This is a genomic window from Pseudescherichia sp. (genome assembly GCF_031979925.1).
Classification (GTDB): domain Bacteria; phylum Pseudomonadota; class Gammaproteobacteria; order Enterobacterales; family Enterobacteriaceae; genus Pseudescherichia.
On record NZ_DALZFB010000001.1, the window covers coordinates 485,136 to 504,211 of the forward strand.

General features: G+C 55.5%; 12 protein-coding genes. 7 read left to right on the forward strand and 5 right to left on the reverse strand.

Features of this window, described 5'->3' with window-relative positions; all coding sequences use genetic code 11:
• Positions 1 to 2: 2 nt before the first annotated feature.
• The 3 genes from RTM13_RS02470 to RTM13_RS02480 all read left to right on the forward strand — a co-directional run bounded on the left by RTM13_RS02470 (position 3) and on the right by RTM13_RS02480 (position 6,030).
• Positions 3 to 3,743 (forward strand): DUF1983 domain-containing protein, encoded by a 3,741-nt coding sequence (locus RTM13_RS02470; RefSeq protein ID WP_312209811.1) that lies wholly within the window; start codon positions 3 to 5, stop codon positions 3,741 to 3,743.
• The gene (locus RTM13_RS02475) at positions 3,743 to 4,711 is read left to right on the forward strand and encodes a hypothetical protein (protein WP_312209813.1); all 969 of its coding nucleotides are present in this window, start codon (positions 3,743 to 3,745) and stop codon (positions 4,709 to 4,711) included. Before RTM13_RS02470 ends, RTM13_RS02475 begins: the two co-directional genes overlap by 1 nt.
• Before the next feature lie 68 nt (positions 4,712 to 4,779).
• Entirely contained in the window at positions 4,780 to 6,030 is a 1,251-nt protein-coding gene (locus RTM13_RS02480; RefSeq protein ID WP_312209815.1) for a phage tail protein, read from the forward strand.
• A 297-nt stretch (positions 6,031 to 6,327) separates the two neighbouring features.
• Here the strand turns inward: RTM13_RS02480 and RTM13_RS02485 are convergent, their stop codons facing one another.
• Together RTM13_RS02485 and RTM13_RS02490 are read right to left on the reverse strand one after the other, a co-directional pair.
• The gene (locus RTM13_RS02485; RefSeq protein WP_312209817.1) at positions 6,328 to 7,098 is read right to left on the reverse strand and encodes a serine protease; all 771 of its coding nucleotides are present in this window, start codon (positions 7,096 to 7,098) and stop codon (positions 6,328 to 6,330) included.
• Between the two features lie 143 nt (positions 7,099 to 7,241).
• Positions 7,242 to 7,643 carry a hypothetical protein gene (locus tag RTM13_RS02490; RefSeq protein ID WP_312209819.1) on the reverse strand — a complete coding sequence of 134 codons (402 nt, stop codon included), beginning with the start codon at positions 7,641 to 7,643 and terminating at the stop codon, positions 7,242 to 7,244.
• 568 nt (positions 7,644 to 8,211) lie between these two features.
• On the opposite strand from RTM13_RS02490, the gene RTM13_RS02495 reads away from it, so the two are divergent.
• The 3 genes from RTM13_RS02495 to RTM13_RS02505 all read left to right on the forward strand — a co-directional run bounded on the left by RTM13_RS02495 (position 8,212) and on the right by RTM13_RS02505 (position 11,479).
• Positions 8,212 to 8,487, forward strand: coding sequence for a metal/formaldehyde-sensitive transcriptional repressor (locus RTM13_RS02495; RefSeq protein ID WP_072015216.1), 276 nt, complete (start codon positions 8,212 to 8,214; stop codon positions 8,485 to 8,487).
• Between the two features lie 31 nt (positions 8,488 to 8,518).
• Positions 8,519 to 9,637, forward strand: coding sequence for an S-(hydroxymethyl)glutathione dehydrogenase/class III alcohol dehydrogenase (locus RTM13_RS02500; protein WP_042390891.1), 1,119 nt, complete (start codon positions 8,519 to 8,521; stop codon positions 9,635 to 9,637).
• Between the two features lie 153 nt (positions 9,638 to 9,790).
• Positions 9,791 to 11,479, forward strand: a complete 1,689-nt coding sequence (locus RTM13_RS02505) for a methyl-accepting chemotaxis protein (protein ID WP_312209822.1) — start codon at positions 9,791 to 9,793, stop codon at positions 11,477 to 11,479.
• Between the two features lie 44 nt (positions 11,480 to 11,523).
• On the opposite strand, the gene RTM13_RS02510 is transcribed toward RTM13_RS02505, so the two are convergent.
• The 3 genes from RTM13_RS02510 to RTM13_RS02520 all read right to left on the reverse strand — a co-directional run bounded on the left by RTM13_RS02510 (position 11,524) and on the right by RTM13_RS02520 (position 17,476).
• Positions 11,524 to 13,887, reverse strand: coding sequence for a glucose/quinate/shikimate family membrane-bound PQQ-dependent dehydrogenase (locus tag RTM13_RS02510; protein WP_312209824.1), 2,364 nt, complete (start codon positions 13,885 to 13,887; stop codon positions 11,524 to 11,526).
• Between the two features lie 249 nt (positions 13,888 to 14,136).
• On the reverse strand, positions 14,137 to 16,428 hold the full coding sequence (locus RTM13_RS02515; protein WP_312209826.1) for an FdhF/YdeP family oxidoreductase: 2,292 nt from the start codon (positions 16,426 to 16,428) through the stop codon (positions 14,137 to 14,139).
• Between the two features lie 124 nt (positions 16,429 to 16,552).
• Complete coding sequence (locus RTM13_RS02520; protein WP_312209828.1) at positions 16,553 to 17,476, reverse strand: LysR substrate-binding domain-containing protein; 924 nt, start codon at positions 17,474 to 17,476, stop codon at positions 16,553 to 16,555.
• A gap of 251 nt (positions 17,477 to 17,727) precedes the next feature.
• Between RTM13_RS02520 and RTM13_RS02525 the strand changes: the two genes are divergently transcribed.
• On the forward strand, positions 17,728 to 19,071 hold the full coding sequence (locus RTM13_RS02525) for a VOC family protein (protein ID WP_312209830.1): 1,344 nt from the start codon (positions 17,728 to 17,730) through the stop codon (positions 19,069 to 19,071).
• The last annotated feature ends 5 nt before the right edge of the window (positions 19,072 to 19,076 follow it).

Genomic DNA, 19,076 nt, shown 5'->3' on the forward strand with positions numbered 1-19,076 from the left:
TTATGTCTTCAGGCGGCGGCAAAGCCAGCACCCCCAAACTCCTCGACGATAACCTCAAATCCAAACAGTTTTACCAGGTGCTTGACCTCATCAGCGAGGGGCCGATTTACGGCCCGGTGGATCAGGAGCATCTGTCCTCGTTTATGCTGAACAAGACGCCGGTTACCGATGCCCGCGGTAATATCAGCATTCCCGGAATCAGCGTTGCCTGGCGGCCTGGCTCAGAGTTTCAGAGCCCGATTAATGGCTTCGCTGCAGTCCAGGCATCAACCATCGTTAATGCGGATGTAACGTTTGATACGCCGCTGGTGCGTACCGTCAGCGATTCCGACGTGACCCGCGTGCGCCTGAATATCGGTGTTACCGGGCTGGTGCAGCAGGACACCAAGGGGAACCAGCAAAACAGCACTGTTACCCTGGTGATTGAAACCCGCACGGCTAACGGTGCGTGGGAAATTCAGAAAACAGTAAGCATCACCGGCAAGATCTCCGGCGAATATCTGGAGGCGCACACCATCGATGCCCCGGATATCAAACCGTTCGATATCCGTGTCCGCCGCATTACCCCGGACAGCGTCAGCGATCTGCTGGCGAACGGTACCATCTGGAACAGCTACACCGAAATCACTGACGACAACCTGTCGTACCCGTTTTCGGCTATGGTCGGGGCCGTAATCGACCGTGACCAGTACACTGACACACCGAACCGCACCTATCATCTGCGCGGGCTGATTGTCGATGTACCGGATAATTACGATCCGGTTACCCGCACCTATTCCGGGCTGTGGCTGGGCGGCTTCAAAAAGGCTTGGACCAATAACCCCGCCTGGCTTTTTCGAGAGCTGGTGAAAAATGAGCGTTTTGGCCTGGCCCGACGTGCTGGTTATATCGATGTTGATGACGGCATGCTGTACGTCCTGTCGCAGTATTGCGACCAGCTGGTAAACGACGGCTACGGCGGGCTGGAACCGCGCCTGACGCTTAACGCCTATGTGACCGAGCAAATCAGCGCGCGTGAGCTGCTGGATAAAATTGCGGGCATGTTCCGGGGCATTGCGCTGTGGGACGGCATGCGGCTGACGGTCATGCTGGACGCGCCGCAGGATCCGATCGCCACCATCACCAACGCCAGTGTGGTTGACGGTAAATTTACCCGCAGCTCTGTTAAGCGTGCCGAAAAATACAATGCCGTGGTGGTGTCATGGACTGATCCGGATAACGGCTGGGAGCAGGTGAAGGAGTATGTTTCCGACGATGACGAGATCGCCCGGGGCATCTATAACGAAACCACGCTGGAGGCGTTTGGCTGTACTTCTCGTGGGCAGGCATGGCGCGCCGGGAAGTGGTTGCTGGAAACGGCAAAGCGTGAGAGCAGTCGCTTAACATTCCAGATGGCGCGAGACGCCATTGGGTTCACACCCGGCGATATTGTTGAGATCATGGACAATGATTATGCCGGAACCCGTCTGGGCGGCCGCATCATGGCCCATTCAGGGAAAGTGATCACCGTTGATGCCGACGTTTCTGAGCTGGTATCGCCGGGCAACAGCATGTCGATTATGGATCGCACCGGGAAAATGGGCAGGCATGAGATCGCCGACGTCGCCGGGCGCAATATCATCCTGCGCAATGCACCCGCCTGGGTACGTGACGGCACCGTTTTTGCGATCTCTACCAGCGAGGTATCGGTCCGGTTATTCCGAATCCTGAGCATCGCCGAGACGGAGAACAACTCCGTTTACAGTATCACCGCTGGGCAGCATGACCCGAACAAACAGGCCATTGTTGACGATGGTGCAGTGTTTGATATCCCGAATGACACCCTGAACGGGTACCGGGTACCGAACATTGAAAACCTGCGCATCCTGAATACCAACAGCGAGACCGTGCAGGTTACCGCCACGTGGGAAACGGCCACCACCACCAAAAAGTTGGTGTTTGAGCTCTGCGTTTATAACGAGGCTGCCGCGGTCGTCGTGCAGTACGAAACCGACCAGTTTCGCTACGAATTTTACGGCCTGAATGCCGGGAGCTACACACTGGGTGTGCGTGGACGCAATGAGAACGGGATGAAGGGGGCCGAGATGCAGGTTAGCCTGATTATCGGCGCGCCGCGCCCGCCTAATTCGGTTCAGTGGATCCCGGGACCGCTGCAGGCGACGCTGGTACCGGTTATGTCGGTCACTGCCACTACGGATACCTCCTTCGAGTTCTGGTACGCCGGGGAAACGCCGATACCGCCAACTGTCGATATCGAAAACAGCACGCAGTTTCTTGGCCGGGGGTATCAGTGGACCATCCAGCAGCTGAAGTTCGACCATATCTATTACGTTTACGTCCGCACCCGCAACGCCTTTGGCGTGTCTGATTTTGTTGAGGCGTCCGGTAAACCAACCGATGATTTCAGCGATATTACCGACGCTATCCTGGATCAGATTGCGGAGACTGAACTCTTCAAGGACCTGATCGAGAATGCCGTAAACAGCAACCAGACCATCGCCGACATGGCTGCAGCTATTGCAGATAATGCAGATCAGCTGGCGGTGGCCGTCGGTGCAACCCGGGAAACCGCCGAGGGCGTTATCCAGAACGCGCTGGCCATCGCCGAAGTGACGTTCCGGCAGTCTGCTCAGCAGGGCGCTAACTCGGCTCAGTTTGAGCAGCTGCGTGAAGTGATCGCCACTGAAACGGAGGCGCGTGTTACCGACGTTACCCGCCTGGATGCGGAAACCGAGGCTAACGCAGCGGGCATTACCGAGGTGAGACAGGCGCTGACCACCGAAGAGGAGGCGCGGGCCACGGCGGTGAATCAGCTGACGGCGGCCACGAAAACCGCATCTGATAAAGCCGATGCTGCAGCAGAGAAAAGCGCGCAGAACACCGCGGCGATCACGCAGCTGGATCAGGTGGTCACGACGCTGGACAGTTCCACTGCCTCACGGTTCGAAGAGATCACCGGCAAAACGGATACTGCCAACGGTGGCGTACAGAACACGGCAATCGCGTTGATTCAGAGCACTCTGGCGAACGTCAACCTGCAGCAGCGCCTGAGCGTTCAGTACGGCGATAATAAAGCCGGGATTACGCGCGTTGACAACGTGATGGCCGATGCCAGCCGTGCCGTCAGTGAGTCGCTGAAAACGCTGGACGCAGCGGCAGGCGGCGGAACGTCTAACGTCACCGACCTGGCCAGAACGCTGGCTGATTTCTCGTCAGTCTCGGCGCAGAAAATCAACTCGATGACGGTGACCCTGAACGGGCAGACGGCGGCGATCACGCAGAACGCCCAGGCTACTGCTGACCTCAGCGGCAACATCAACGCGATGTACAACATCAAGGTCGGTGTTGACAGCAACGGGCAGCTCTACGCCGCGGGCATGGGGATCGGCGTGCAAAACAGCCCCAGTGGGATGCAGTCGCAGGTTATTTTCCTTGCAGATCGGTTTGCTGTAATGACCCAGGCCGGTGGCGAGGTAACGTTGCCGTTTGTTATCCAGAACGGACAGACGTTCATCCGGGACTCGTTCATCCAGGACGGCACGATAACCAACGCCAAAATCGGCGCATACATTCAGTCATCGAACTATGTTGTCGGCACGCTGGGATGGAGGATTGATAAAAACGGGACTATCGAGATAAACGGCGGGGTAGCGGGCCAGGGCAGGCTGGTTATTACCAATAACCGGATCATTTCGTATGACCAGTACGGACGCGTGGCTGCGGTTATGGGGCAGAGACTGTAATGCAGACATTTATCGCTGGAACCAGCTTTGATGCCATCAACTCGATGGCTGTTAACTACGTGATGGATGTTCTGGATATTTCCGGCACGGGCAGCAAAAGCTATCCTGCGGGATGCACCTATCAGGCGTCGTTGATTATTGAGTCGGTGGTGCAGGTAATGCCGACAACTAATCCGTATCAGGTTAATATTTCAGGGAATACTGTTTCGTGGAACGTTGCCACGCCGATCCGGCTGGTCGTGCTGGCCACGCCAAATACTGGTACCGACAGCAGTTATTTCGGGCACTCGTTGTACTCATATGATGCCAACGGGAACAAGACGGTAAAATTAGCGCCGGATTTTGTGCCGTTCTGTCTGGTAAGCGTGATTGATGTTCCGCCGGGTAGCCAGAATATCGCCTCATCAATCCCGTTGGGTCAGAGTATCGTGACATTTATCCGGGCGCGCGACGGCGATGCAAGGATGCCGACCTCCTTTTACCAGCAGTACAATGCGGGGGGCAATTACGGATTCTCGTTTGTGCAGACGGGCGGCATGACGCAAACGGGCTGCCGGATGTACATCTTCTCAAACTACCTGGTCAACATCCCGAAGCACGGCTTTTTCGTTTACCGGGACGGCGCTATGGTATGGCACAGCAACTGCCTGCCGCTGAATATGCAACTTTTGGCTGGGGATGCAACTTCGGGATCCCCAATGGCAGTCACTCCCGGCATCACCTCCGGGATTTATATTCCCCAGGACCCATCGAACCCACAATATGGCGGCTACCTGAACATGAACTGTTCCAGCGCGGGTATTTCAAATGGCGTCTGGAAGGCGTCCTCAGCGGTGGTCTATTCCAGCCGCATAATCTCTTCCAGTGAGGCCGCTGCGTTTAAACCGTGGGCCATCAGTGGCAGGGTGGGCCTTATCGACTGCAGTATCTACGATCAGTATTACCCCTATGCGCTCGGGCTGGTTTAACACGCCTGAACAACCCATATTCCACACAGAACCCGCCGCGAGCGGGTTTTTTATTGCCCGGAGAAAACATGATTTACACCACTGGCACGATCGCCGGCAGCGGCAACACGCTTACCGGTACCGGCACTAATTTCACAGCAGCGGGCACGCTGATCCGCAACGGCTGCACTGTTATCGCACTGACCAGCCCGCCGCAGGCATTCCAGATCACGGGCGTGACCAGCGCCACGCAGCTGGCTGTGTCGCCTGCGGTTAACCCGGCAATCCCGGCAGGCACCCGCTACGCGATCCTGCTCAGCGATTCACTTAGCGTTGACGGCCTGGCGCTGGATATTGCTGAGACGTTCGGCATGTATCAGCGCTACATGGGCGGGTTTGCTGACATAGTGCAGTCCAGCGGCATTGTGACGATCACTATCAATGGTAAACCCGTCACTGTGCCAGGCCTGCAGTCCGTGGTCCAGAAAGATTCGACCGGAACGGTGCCAGTGTCTCTTGGCGGTACCGGCGCGCCGACAGCGGAGGGTGCCCGCAAAAATCTGGGGCTAGGTTCTGCGGCTAGATTAGATGCCGGGCAGGGCCAGGGTAACGTAATGCAGCAAGGGGCCTCCATATATTGGAGTGCGATACGCATATCTTCTGTGTTCGACTATAACACTCTGTCAGGTATCCTTGGCACTTATCAACAAACGACCTCATTCCCTGGTACAGGGCAGGGGACCATTATTAACGCCACCCTTGAGTCCAATACTGCATATGGCAGTCGTTGGATCGGAGATACAAGCGGCACGCCATATTTTCAGGGGAAGATTAACGGCACTTTAACCGACGCGTTTAAAATCTGCGCGATCGGTAAAACAGTCACAGCCGACGCAAACGGGTTTATAAAACTGTCTTCACCCGTCGTGAAGCTTTTCGGAGGCGGGCAATTTGACGTAAACGAAGAGTCGGAAGGTGTAACGGTCACGCGCCAGACGGAGGGCGTCTACCTTATTGATGGCTGTATGGGGCTGAACTCAGATGCTGCCTGGGGCGGTCCGGATGGCGGCTTTGAGATCCCCACTGATCGGAACAAGCAGCCGCTTATCTGGATAGATTACAAAGTCCGTGCGGACGGCTCTGTGCTGGTCAAAACGTATCACCGCACGCATCCGGATGCGCCAGAGTTTGCGCGTAATGAGCGGGAGGGCTATGCCAGCGGCGATCCGATCGATATCCCGGCGGGCCAGTTTTTATCTGTACGCGTAGAGATGCCTGAAAATTCCGTGTATAACCGGAAATACTTGGCAGCAGAAGCTGCAATAATTCCCAACCATTAATGAGATGCTTTGTGTAATTACCGGTGGTAATTGTTGCGACTTTGTCAGCTAATTCAATATATTTTATGTATTCACACTTCAGTAATCTTTCGCATACGAAGGTTTTGAAGAAATAAAGTGGTCGAGTTTAACTGGGTGGATTGTTGCTCTAGCCTGAGATTGTTGGGCTTTAGTAAAGTTTCGGAATTAGCGATTCCGCAACTTGTCACAATCGCTTTTTCATATATAGCTTCAGTTGTTTCAGCTGAAGCTATAGGGTTTCTAAATGTCAATTCGGTTTTGAGCTAATTCATTTGATTAAAATTTAAATTGGCAGCATTCAAAAAGGCTTTTTCCGTTAAGCATTTTTGGTTGCCATTCTAAAAAAGTATGAATAATTGGTGCGCGTGTATACTCGATTACCTTTTGCACTGACTCTATGAATGTGTCGCCATTGTCATTAACTTCTCTTCGTTCATAATCAATAGTGTGCGACTTGTTAAAGCCTGTGCAGATGCCTATGACAATAAATTCTCCATTGCGATTAACTTTTATCAGTGGACTACCACTCATGCCTCTGGATACTACAAAATTCACCTCATAGCTATCACAGTTACTATTTCCCAACCCACTGTCTCTGTCTGCTTTAATCTCTCTTTGTATGTATCCTTTTAAACCTCTATCCTCATAAAAAACATTGTCATAAACAGCATCTATTGGATATCCGAACGTTATAACATCCCTAAAGACTTCATTGGTTTTGTTTTTGGTAAAGAATAATTCGGTAGGAGTTTTATGAGCTACCCTACCAATGCTAATGTCCACATTATCATTATAAAAGTCATAGCTAATCACAGGTGCAATAAACGAATCTTTATATGCAACACCTAAACCTTTAACAACTACACCGATATTCATTTCATTTTCTTTTGAAAGGTTTAGTGCACTATCAATAACATGCCTGGCAGTAAGGAAAACGCCATTTTCATTTATAAAAAAAACAGTACCTATTAGTTGCCCAAGCTTCGGTGTTCCTTTAGCATCCATGGTATACATAACTAATGGGCAAATGAAAGTTTGTAATAGCATAAAGTAACTCCTGTTAATTTTGGGTGTTTTTATTATAATAAGAAAATCATTTCATCACACATTCAAATTGGATGCTAAAAGAGTTAACAAACAATTCGCATTCATTTAGTTTATTACCGCAAATGAATTTTAAGTTGCATGACTTATTCAAACCCACTATCAGATAAATATAAGTAAACGGTTGTTTTTATTTCCTCATTCTTTGCAGAAGGTAAGTCTACTGTAATTTGATACCTTTGAGAATAAGAGGATAATCTCCATTGATCTTCATTAGGCATCTTTCTTGATGTAATTTTCCCATCTTTGAATCTATCTAACGCACGATCAAATCCCGACTGCACTCCAATTGAAAATGCTTGAATTACTAATGCATCAATGTCTTCTGCATTATTTGAATTTTTTATTTTTAGGAGATGAATTAGGCTCTCTAATTTATCAGTAGGTTTTTCACCTTGGGCATTAACATTAAACTCGTCTTCGAATCGAGTGACGACCTTATTAATAGACTGAGAATGTGCCTCAATTTTTATTTTATTGTATCGCATGAATACACCTTAATATATTAACCGAAATTAAATTTTATGTAGAGTTGAGTTTTTACTTTACCGAGGGGGATTCTAAGGTTAGTTGAAAAAAAGCACAATAAATTGTTTGAAAAAGTTTATATTACTGCTGGTTGCATAGGGGGCTTACCTTACTCCCTTTTGGGTGGAAACCCAACTAGCATCAACTTTTTGTGCTTGAGAAAATGCCAGTCTATTCCTGCCTGGGGTGGAAGTCCATTTTATATCCCAGTAAATCAATGCTGACAGGAAACTTAGCTCGATGCCGAGCAGGTAGATAAAAATGATAAATACTCTCGCCACGCTACACAATGCGTTGGTCAGATCTGCCTATCGTACGAGCTAATTAGCAGGGATTTTGGGGGCGTATTGGGGGCGTTTTAGGGGCAAAACGTCATCTGGGGGCAGATTTGGGGGCGTTAAAAAGGCTGTATATGTCCCCATATGTCCTATAGTGCGAATATGTAACTCTATGATATAAAATAAATTATAAATTTTACAAGAAGATAGGAAAGTTGTTACTATACCCCCCTACAGTATAGGAGGGCGTATGCCACACTCACCCGAAGATAAAAAGCGCATCCTTACCCGTGTTCGCCGTATTCGTGGCCAGGTCGACGCTCTGGAGCGGGCGCTGGAGTCTGGCGAACCCTGCATTGCCATTCTGCAGCAGATCGCCGCCGTGCGCGGGGCTGCTAACGGCCTGATGGGCGAGATGGTCGAAATTCACCTCAAAGATGAGCTGGTCAGCGGCGAGACGACGCCGGATCAGCGGGCAGTCAGAATGGCAGAAGTCGGCCATCTTCTGCGCTCTTATCTAAAATAAATACTACTGTTCACATAAGGGAAGAGAGTTTATGAAATCACGTGCGGCTGTTGCTTTTGGCCCAGGTCAACCACTGAAAATTGTTGAAATCGACGTAGCGCCACCGAAGAAAGGTGAGGTGCTGGTTAAGATCACCCACACCGGCGTCTGCCATACCGATGCGTTTACCCTCTCCGGGGACGATCCGGAAGGCGTCTTCCCGGCGGTGCTCGGCCATGAAGGCGGCGGCGTGGTGGTGGAAGTGGGCGAGGGCGTAACCAGTCTGCAACCTGGCGACCACGTCATTCCTCTCTACACCGCCGAGTGCGGCGAGTGTAAGTTCTGTAAATCCGGCAAGACTAACCTCTGCCAGGCCGTTCGCGCTACCCAGGGCAAAGGTCTGATGCCAGACGGGACTACCCGTTTCTCCTACAACGGCGAGCCGATCTACCACTACATGGGCACCAGCACCTTCAGCGAATACACCGTCTGTGCGGAGATCTCGCTGGCGAAGGTCAACCCGCAGGCACCGCTGGATAAGGTATGTCTGCTGGGCTGCGGCGTCACCACCGGCATCGGCGCGGTGCACAACACGGCGAAGGTAAAAGAGGGTGATAATGTTGCAGTCTTCGGCCTCGGTGGTATCGGTCTGGCGGTGATCCAGGGTGCGGTTCAGGCGAAGGCCGGACGCATCATCGCCGTCGATACCAATCCAGAGAAGTTCAAGCTGGCGGGCGAGATGGGCGCAACCGACTTTATCAACCCGAACGACTACGATAAGCCGGTTCAGGATGTGATTGTTGAGCTGACCGACGGCGGGGTTGAGTTCAGCTTCGAGTGTATCGGCAACGTTAACGTCATGCGTGCGGCGCTGGAGTGCTGCCACAAAGGCTGGGGCGAGAGCGTGATCATCGGCGTGGCTGGCGCAGGCCAGGAGATCCGTACCCGTCCGTTCCAACTGGTCACCGGGCGTGTCTGGCGCGGCTCCGCCTTTGGCGGCGTGAAGGGTCGTACTCAGCTGCCAGGCATGGTTGAAGATGCGATGGTTGGCAAAATTGACCTCGATCCGTTCATTACCCATCGTCTGCCACTGGATCAGATCAACGAAGCCTTTGACCTGATGCACGAAGGCAAATCTATCCGTACCGTTATCCATTTCGGCGATAACTGATCCCCCTGCCGGCGGTTTAGCCGTCGGCAGCATTTTTAATATGCGAATCTGTGACCGAGTTGGCGCTTTTAGACATAAGATAAATCTTATGTCTGCCGATGACTATCTGACAGGCGTGTAATTACGCATCTTACAATAAGAGAGTCGATAGCCATGGATAAAACAGCAGCGATGCACAAACCGCAGACAGTTGGCTTTTTACATCATATCCGCTTAGTACCCCTTTTCTCCGCCATCCTCGGCGGTATTCTTCTGCTGTTCGCCCTCAGTGCGGGGCTGGCAGGCTACTTCCTGATGCAGGCCGATCGCGACCAACAGGACGTCACTGAAGAGATTCAGATTCGAATGGGGCTCTCCAACAGCTCTAACCACCTGCGCACCTCCCGTATCAATATGATCCATGCCGGGGCGGCCAGCCGCATTGCGGAGATGGATGACATGAAGCTCAACATCGCCGAGGCGGAGAAGCGTATTGGTCAGTCGCAGGAGGGCTTCAACGCCTACATGAACCGCAGCGTGAAAACGCCAGCCGATGAGGCGCTGGATGGCGATCTCAAGGCGCGGTTTGATGCCTACATCGCTGGGTTACAGCCGATGCTGAAGTACGCCAAAAACGGCATGTTTGAGGCGATCATCAACCATGAAAATGAGCAGGCCAGAGGGCTGGATACCGCGTATAACGAGGTGCTGCTGAAAGCGATTCAGATCCGTACCGAGCGGGCCAACAAACTCAGCGAACTGGCACACCAGCGTGCGCAGCTTGGCCTGATGTTTATGGCCGGCGCGTTTGTGCTGGCGCTGATCTTAACCCTTATTACCTTCGTTGTGCTGCGCCGCATTGTGATTAACCCGCTGCAGCGCGCTGCGCATCGCATCGAGCTGATTGCCTCGGGCGATCTGACCCATGCCGACGAGCCTACAGGACGCAGCGAAATCGGTATTCTGAGCCGCGACCTGCAAAAAATGCAGCACTCGCTGGTGAAAACCGTGGGCATGGTGCGCCAGGGCGCAGAGGAGATCTATCGCGGAACCAGCGAAATTTCCGCAGGTAATACCGATCTCTCGTCGCGCACCGAACAGCAGGCGGCAGCCATCGAAGAGACCGCTGCCAGTATGGAGCAGCTGACCGCTACCGTGAAGCAGAACGCCGACAACGCCCACCATGCCAGCAAGCTGGCCGGGGATGCTTCCGGCAAAGCGACCAAAGGCGGGCAGATTGTCTCCGGCGTCGTGCAGACCATGGGCAACATCTCCGCCAGCTCGAAGAAGATCTCTGAAATTACTGCCGTGATTAACAGCATCGCCTTCCAGACCAATATTCTGGCGCTGAACGCGGCGGTAGAAGCGGCTCGCGCAGGCGAACAGGGTCGTGGCTTTGCGGTAGTCGCCAGCGAGGTACGTACGCTTGCCAGCCGCAGCGCCCAGGCAGCAAAAGAGATTGAGGGGCTAATCAGCGAATCGGTCACGCTGATTGAGCGTGGTTCCGGGGAAGTGGTTGCCGCAGGGGATACGATGGGTGATATCGTTGCTGCGGTAAAACGCGTCACAGATATCATGCAGGAGATTGCCGCAGCGTCTGACGAGCAGAGTCGCGGCATTGAACAGGTTAGCCAGGCCATCACCGAAATGGATAACGTGACTCAGCAAAACGCCTCGCTGGTGGAGGAGGCCTCAGCGGCGGCGGCATCGCTGGAAGAGCAGGCGGCACGTCTGACCGAGGCGGTAGGCACCTTCCGGCTCAAGCACGGCAGCCAGGCGCGGGAAGAGAAACCCTCAACGACTAAGTCCTTTACGCCATCGCGTCCGGCACTGGCCAGCGGCGATAACTGGGAAACGTTCTGATTTCACCAACCTTTGGGGGCCGCGAGGCCCCCCTTTTTTATCGCTTACTTGCTGTCAGGCAGCGCGTAGGCAATGATGTAATCCCCGCGATCCGGAGACTGACGTGCGCCCCCTGCGTTGATCACAATATACTGCTTACCGGTTTTCGGTGACACGTAGGTCATCGGACCGGACTGGCTGCCTACCGGCAGACGCGCCTTCCAGATCTCGTTCCCCGTCGCGGTATCAAACGCGCGCAGATAAAAATCCTGGGTACCGGCAAAGAAAAGCAGGCCGGACTGGGTCGAGAGGGACGCGCCCAGGGTCGGCATACCGATCGGAATCGGCATGTGCATGCGGATCCCCAGCGGGCCGGTATCCTGTACCGTACCCACCGGAACCTGCCACACCAGCTTGCCGGACTTCAGATCCACTGCGGACATGGTACCAAACGGCGGCTTCTGGCACGGAATACCCAACGGAGAGAGGAAGCGCTCGCGCATCGCGCCATACGGTGTCCCCTCCATCGGTACGATCCCCATCTCGATGCCGCTGGCGTTTTTCGCTACCTTCGCACGCGGCACCATGTAGTTTGCCAGGCCCAGACGCATATCGTTAACAAACATCAGGCCGTTATTCGGATCGACCGAGACGCTGCCCCAGTTCATGCCACCAAGCGATCCCGGGAACTGCAGGGAGCGGTCGAGGCCCGGCGGGGTGAAGACGCCTTCATGACGCATCGCTTTAAATTCGATACGGCAGATCAGCAGGTCGATAGGGGTGGCGCCCCACATATCCGATTCAGTCAGCGTCTGGTTGCCAATCATCGGCATGCCAACGGAGTAAGGCTGGGTCGGAGAGTAACGCTCGCCCTCCACGTTGCCAGCCGGAACCGGACGCTCTTCAACCTTCGCCACCGGCTCGCCGGTTTCACGGTTGAGCATGAAGATCATGCCCTGCTTGCTGGTCTGAACCAGCACCGGCGTCGTGCCGCCTTTGCCATCGGGCAGATCGTAGAGCAGCGGCTGCGCGGGCAGGTCAAAGTCCCACAGATCGTGGTGGGTGGTCTGGTAGTGCCAGCGCACCTGACCGGTGGTGGCGTCGACGGCCACAATGGATGAGCTGTACTTGTCATCCAGCGCGGTACGCTCTCCGGCGAAGAAGTCCGGGGTGGCGTTGCCGGTTGGCAGATAGACCAGGTTCAATTTGGCGTCATAAGACATCGCTGACCAGACGTTAGGCGTCCCACGGGTGTAGGTCTGACCTTCCGGCGGCAGGCCGGTGATCGCCGGGTTACCCGGATCCCACGCCCACGCCAGTTTGCCGGTATGCACGTCATAGGCACGCACCACGCCCGGCGGTTCGCCCGTGGAGTAGTTATCCGCCACGCGGCCACCGACAACGACGACGTTACCGGCTACCAGCGGCGTGGAGGTCTGCTGATAGTAGCCAGGCTTCACTTCACCCATGCCGACGCTGAGATCGACCGAGCCGTTGTCGCCAAAGTCCGCGCACGGCTGGCCGTTATCGGCATTGATCGCAATCAGGCGCGCATCGGTAGTTGGCAGGAAGAGACGACGCGGACAGGCAGCAGGCTGCGCAGCAGGAACGGCCGCGGCCTGAGCATCTTCGTAATAGCCGAGGCCACGGCAGCGCTGCCAGTTTGGCGCAGTGGCTTTGCTGTCATAGCGCCACTTCTCTTTCCCGGAGTCAACGTCCAGCGCCAGCACCTTGCTGTACGGCGTACAGACGAACAGGGTGTCGCCGATCTGCAGCGGCGTGTTCTGATCCTCCGCGCCAGAGCCGTTGCTCTGCGGGATATCGCCGGTGTGCGCTACCCACGCCACTTCCAGCTGGTTCACGTTCTGCTTGTTAATCTGATCGAGGGCAGCAAAGCGGTCGCCGTGGGTGGTATTACCCCAGTGCTTCCAGTCGGTCTGTTGGCTACCTTTCGCCACCGGCTGCACCGGCACCTCTTCGTTGGCGGTGACCAGCGTCTGCGGCTTAAACATCCAGCCCGCGCTGACCAGCAGCGCGAGGGCAATTACGGCCGCCACGCCAAAGGCAGGCTTTTTGTTCTCTGAAGCGGTCAGGAACGGCCAGAGCAGGGCGGCGAGGAAAGCCAGCACGCCGAAGGTAAAGAGCCGCGAGAAGAGCGGCCAGAAATCCCAGCCTGCGTCGCTGACGGCCCAAATGGCCGAGGCGATAAACGCCAGTGCGTAGAGCACGATGCCGCTGGTGCGGTTTTTGATGATTAACAGTGCAGAGATCAGCATCACTACGCCCATCACCAGGAAGTAGAAACTACCTCCCAGCGAGACGAGTTTGATGCCGGGAATACCAATAGCCAGACCGATGATGATCATCAGCCCGACCAGAAGCCACTTCAGGATACGACCGATCCCGCGCGGCGTGTTGCCAGTTGCCATGTCACTCTCCTAAAAGACCTCCCTGGCTCACGCACGTGAACCAAAAAGGTAATTTGAACAGGTTTTGCCTTGTAAAATGGGTTCAGTTCTTCACCATAATAAAATTTTATGAACCATATGGTGAATTGTGCGACATGATAGATCTGTTAAATTGTTTTACGCAATTGTTAAAAAATAATTTCGCACGTTTTGTGGGCGGCAAACAAAAAGCCCGTCACAAAGACGGGCGTCAGGAGAGGAAATTAGGGGTTAAGCGATGCGCAGCGTTGGCTCGGCCTGGGCCCTGGTCACGCGGACCGGGATCGATTTTGAGGTCGGAGTGCCTGTCCCTTCGCCAATGCGGGAGAGCGGAACCAGCGGGTTTGTCTCCGGGTAGTAGGCCGCAAGGTTGCCGCGTGGGATGGCATAGGCCACCAGCTTGAAATCTTTCACCTGACGTACAATGCCGTCATCGGCTTCGGTGGTGATATCCACCCGATCGCCATCCTGTAAACCCAGCGCCTTGATATCGTCGGCATGCATAAACAGCACTTCACGCTGGCCGTAAACGCCACGGTAGCGGTCGTCCAGACCGTAGATGGTGGTATTGTACTGATCGTGAGAGCGCAGGGTTTGCAGAATAAACGGCGCGTCCTCGCGCACGGAAACCGGCAGCGGCGCGGCGCTAAACTCCGCCTTGCCGGATGGCGTATTAAACGTCAGCGCGGCGGCGGCGTTGCCCAGCCAGAATCCACCCGGCAGATCGCAGCGGGCGTTGAAGTCGGCGAAGCCGGGGAGGGTGGCAGCGATATGATCGCGGATCAGGCTATAGTCATTCGCCAGCGCCAGCCAGTTAACGGCGGCATCACCGAGTGTAGCGTGGGCGATATTGGCGATAATCGCCGTCTCTGAACGCTGGGTGTCCGCCAGCGGTTTGCCGATCCCTTCGGAAGCGTGGACCATGCTGAAGGAGTCTTCCACGGTAATAAACTGCCGACCGCTGGCCTGCATATCCTCTTCCGTGCGTCCCAGCGTCGGCAGGATCAGCGAGGCTTTACCCGGCATCAGATGGCTACGGTTGAGCTTGGTGCTGATGTAGACCGTCAGCCCGCAGCGGCGCAGCGCTTCGCAGGTGCGCGGCGTATCCGGCGCGGCAGCGGCCAGGTTGCCACCGAGGGCGATCAGCACCTTAACCTCGTCCCGTAGCATAGCATTGATGGCATCAACGGTGTGGTGGCCCGGCCTGCGCGGTGGCTCGAAGTTAAAGTGACGGGCGAGGCTATCCAGCAGCGCGGCAGGGGGTTTTTCATCAATTCCCACCGTGCGGTTACCCTGCACGTTGCTGTGGCCGCGCACCGGACAAAGTCCCGCGCCGGGTTTACCGAGATGGCCGCCGAGCAGCTGCAGGTTGGTAATCTCCCGTACGGTATCGAGAGAGTGTTTGTGCTGGGTAATCCCCATCGCCCAGGTGCAGATCACCCGCTCAGCGCTCTGCCAGATGCCCGCCGCTTCGCGCAGCTGCTGCTCCGTCAGGCCAGACTGCTCAACCAACGTTGCCCACGGAGTTGCATCGATTTGCGCAAACCATGCCTCAAGGCCCTGGGTATGCTCCGCAATGAACGCCTCGTCGAAAATACCGGGCTGGCCGTCAGCCTGCCGCTGGCGCTGCGTCTCCAGTAGCGCTTTCGCTATGCCGCGCACCGCTGCCATATCGCCGCCAAGGTTAGGCTGATAGTAAGAGGAGCTGATAGTGCCCGCCATTGGGGTGATCACCTCCAGCGGCTTCTGCGGATCGGCAAACCGTTCCAACCCACGCTCGCGCAGGGTATTAAACGTCACGATGCTGGCACCGCGATCGGCGGCGTGGCGCAGGCTGTGGAGCATGCGGGGATGGTTGGTACCTGGGTTCTGACCAAAGACAAAGATTGCGTCGGCCAGGTCAAAATCATTCAGGTGGATTGTGCCTTTGCCCACTCCAATACTGCGCTTCAGCCCGGCACCGCTGGCCTCATGGCACATGTTAGAGCAGTCGGGAAAATTATTGGTCCCAACCATGCGGCCAAATAGCTGATAAATATAGGCTGCTTCGTTGCTGGCACGCCCGGAGGTGTAGAGCTCCATCTGGTCGGGGTTATCCATCGCCTGAATATGTTGCGCAATCATAGCCCAGACGGCGTTCCAGCTAATCGGCTCATAGCGATCGGTTGAGGGGTTATAGCTCAGCGGCTCCGTCAGGCGTCCCTGGTACTCGAGGAAATAGTCCGACTGCTGGTTAAGGGCGTTAACGGTGTGTTTGGCAAAGAAGTCGGCGTCTACCTGGCGGCGGGTCGCCTCCCAGGTCACGGCCTTGGCCCCGTTTTCGCAGAAGCTGAAGGTGCTTTTGTTGTCGTCGCCCCAGGCACAGCCGGGACAGTCAAAGCCCCGGGCCTTGTTCATGCGCAACAGGTTGCGCATATTCTTCAGGGCATTTTTGCTGTCGATGACGAAGCGGGTAGTCGCTTCCAGAGAGCCAAGCCCGCCGGCAGCGGCGTGGTAAGGCTTGATGGCAGATTTAAATTTCATGAACGCTTCCAGACGGTGGGTTGCTGCACCCATAATCAATAACGCGGTTTTATCACACAATTAACGTTATGTTTACCATTTGCGCAACAACGGCCGCCGGAAGAGCGCTTAAGCGCACGCTGCGTTAAAACGGCATCGATTTCCGGATGGCACCCAGGAGGGTTTGCGCCCCCGTTGAGAGCGGGGCATCGATACGGGTAATGATGCCGATCGGCTCGCCCGCCCCCTGGGCCGGGATCGGCAAAGCCGTTAGCGCTCCCTGTTTGAGATCGTCCTTTACCGCCCCAGAAGGAACAAACCAGACGTAGTTGTACTCGACGGTAAGCTGGCGGGAGAGGGAGGCCGACAGGGTTTCGATGCAGCCGGAGGGGAGCGTGCAACCCTGACTGGAGAGCAGCGCCTCGGTATGCTGGCGCGGCGCGGTGCCCTGCGGGGCGACGACGACCGGCCACTCCATCACCCGGCTGAGCGTCACCGTATCCTTGAGCAGAGGGTGATTAGGATGAACCACCAGCTTCAGGGATTCCAGAAACAGCAGCTCGTAGTTCAGGCCGCTCATCATCTCCGGGTCCGACATGCGGCCGATACCGATATCCAGCTCGCCGGTCTTCAACCCAGCCAACAGCATGGGATTGTTCATCGTGGCCACCTGAAGCGTAATGTGCGGCAGGTGGCGATGAAATTCGCCAATCGCTGGGGGCATAATACCCAGCGCGGCGGTAGGCAGCGCACCGACGCGCACCACGTCACTGTTCACGCCCTCTTTATGGTAGAGCGCCTGACCGGCAGTATTCAGCGCGTCCAGCACCCGCACCGCATGGGTCAGGAACTGTTCGCCCACCACGGTCAGGTGTGCGCCCATCCGCCCACGATCGAACAGCCGGGTGCCGGTCAGCTGCTCCAGCTCGTTAAGGGTTTTCGACAGCGCAGGCTGACTAAGGTTAAGCGTTTCAGCCGCACGCCCCAGCGTTCCCTGTTGAGCGACGGCGACAAAGGTATGTAAGTGGCGCAAGCGAATGCGCTGACTGAAAAGGCCATTTTTTTCCATAGCCAATGTTAAAAACAGAGCGCAATCGCTGACAAGAAAAGTTATCTAAATTTGATAACTTGCTAGCAAAATATTATTAACATTTAACCGCTTTCCCCAGCCATCTGCGGCTTTCTGCTTAATGTATGTATAATTATTTGTTATGTAACTTAGATTTACACTCTTTGCCCTGATCACATTTTGTAATTATTTCCCGCGCCGGGTGAGGACCTTCTCTACACTCCAGGTAGATGAAGGGGAGAAATGAGATTATGGCGTATACCATCACGGCTGATGAGATCCGGGAAGAATTTTCACAGGCCATGTCGGCCATGTACCAGCAGGAAGTTCCCCAGTACGGCACGCTGTTAGAGCTGGTTGCTGATGTCAATCTGGCGGTGCTTGAAAATAACCCTAAGCTACATGAGAAACTCGCTAACGCTGACGAGCTGGCGCGCCTCAACGTTGAGCGCCACGGCGCTATCCGCGTGGGTACGCCGCTGGAGCTATCCACCCTGCGGCGTATCTTCGCCGTTATGGGCATGCAGCCGGTGGGTTACTACGATCTCTCCGAGGCGGGGGTGCCGGTGCACTCCACCGCCTTTCGTCCGGTTGATGATGAGGCGCTGTGCCGCAACCCGTTTCGCGTCTTCACCTCGCTCCTGCGGCCCGAGCTGATTGAGAGCGAGTCGCTGCGCCAGCGCGCCAAAGCGATCCTGGCCAAACGATCGATTTTTACCCCGCGCTGCCTTGAGCTGCTGGATTGTTTTGAGAAGCAGGGCGGATTTACCGCTGCTCAGGCGCACGAGTTTGTCCAGCAGGCGCTGGAGACCTTTCGCTGGCACCAGCATGCCACTGTTGACTACGACACCTACCATGCCCTGCATGCCGAGCATCGGCTGATTGCCGATGTGGTATGCTTTCCTGGCTGCCACATCAACCACCTGACGCCACGCACGTTGGATATCGACCAGGTGCAGGCCCTGATGCCGGAGTACGGTATCGAGCCAAAAATCCTTATTGAAGGGCCGCCGCGGCGGGAGGTTCCGCTCCTGCTGCGCCAGACCAGCTTCAAGGCGCTGGAGGAGCCGGTGCTGTTTGCCGGGGCGCACCGGGGAACGCATAGCGCGCGCTTTGGCGAGATCGAGCAGCGGGGCGTGGCCCTGACGCCGAAAGGACGGGCGCTTTACGATCGGCTGCTGGCCGAGGCGGGAACCGGAAAAGATAATCTGACCCACCAGCATCACCTGCAGGAGAAGTTCAAAGCCTTTCCCGACAGCGAGCTGCTGCTGCGCCGCCAGGGGCTGGCCTATTTCCGCTACCGCCTGACGCCCACCGGGGAGGGCCATCGCCATGCCTTTGGGCCGGGGGACGATCCGCAGCCGTTGATCGAGCGTGGCTGGGTGGTCGCGCAGCCCATCACCTATGAAGATTTTCTTCCGGTCAGCGCGGCGGGCATTTTCCAGTCTAATCTCGGTAACGAGACCCAGCAGCGCCAGCATGGCAATGCCAGCCGTGAGGCGTTTGAGCAGGCGCTGGGAAGTCCCGTGCTGGACGAGTTCGCCCTCTACCAGGCGGCGGAGGTGCGCAGCCTGCGACGCTGCGGATTGGTGTAAAACTC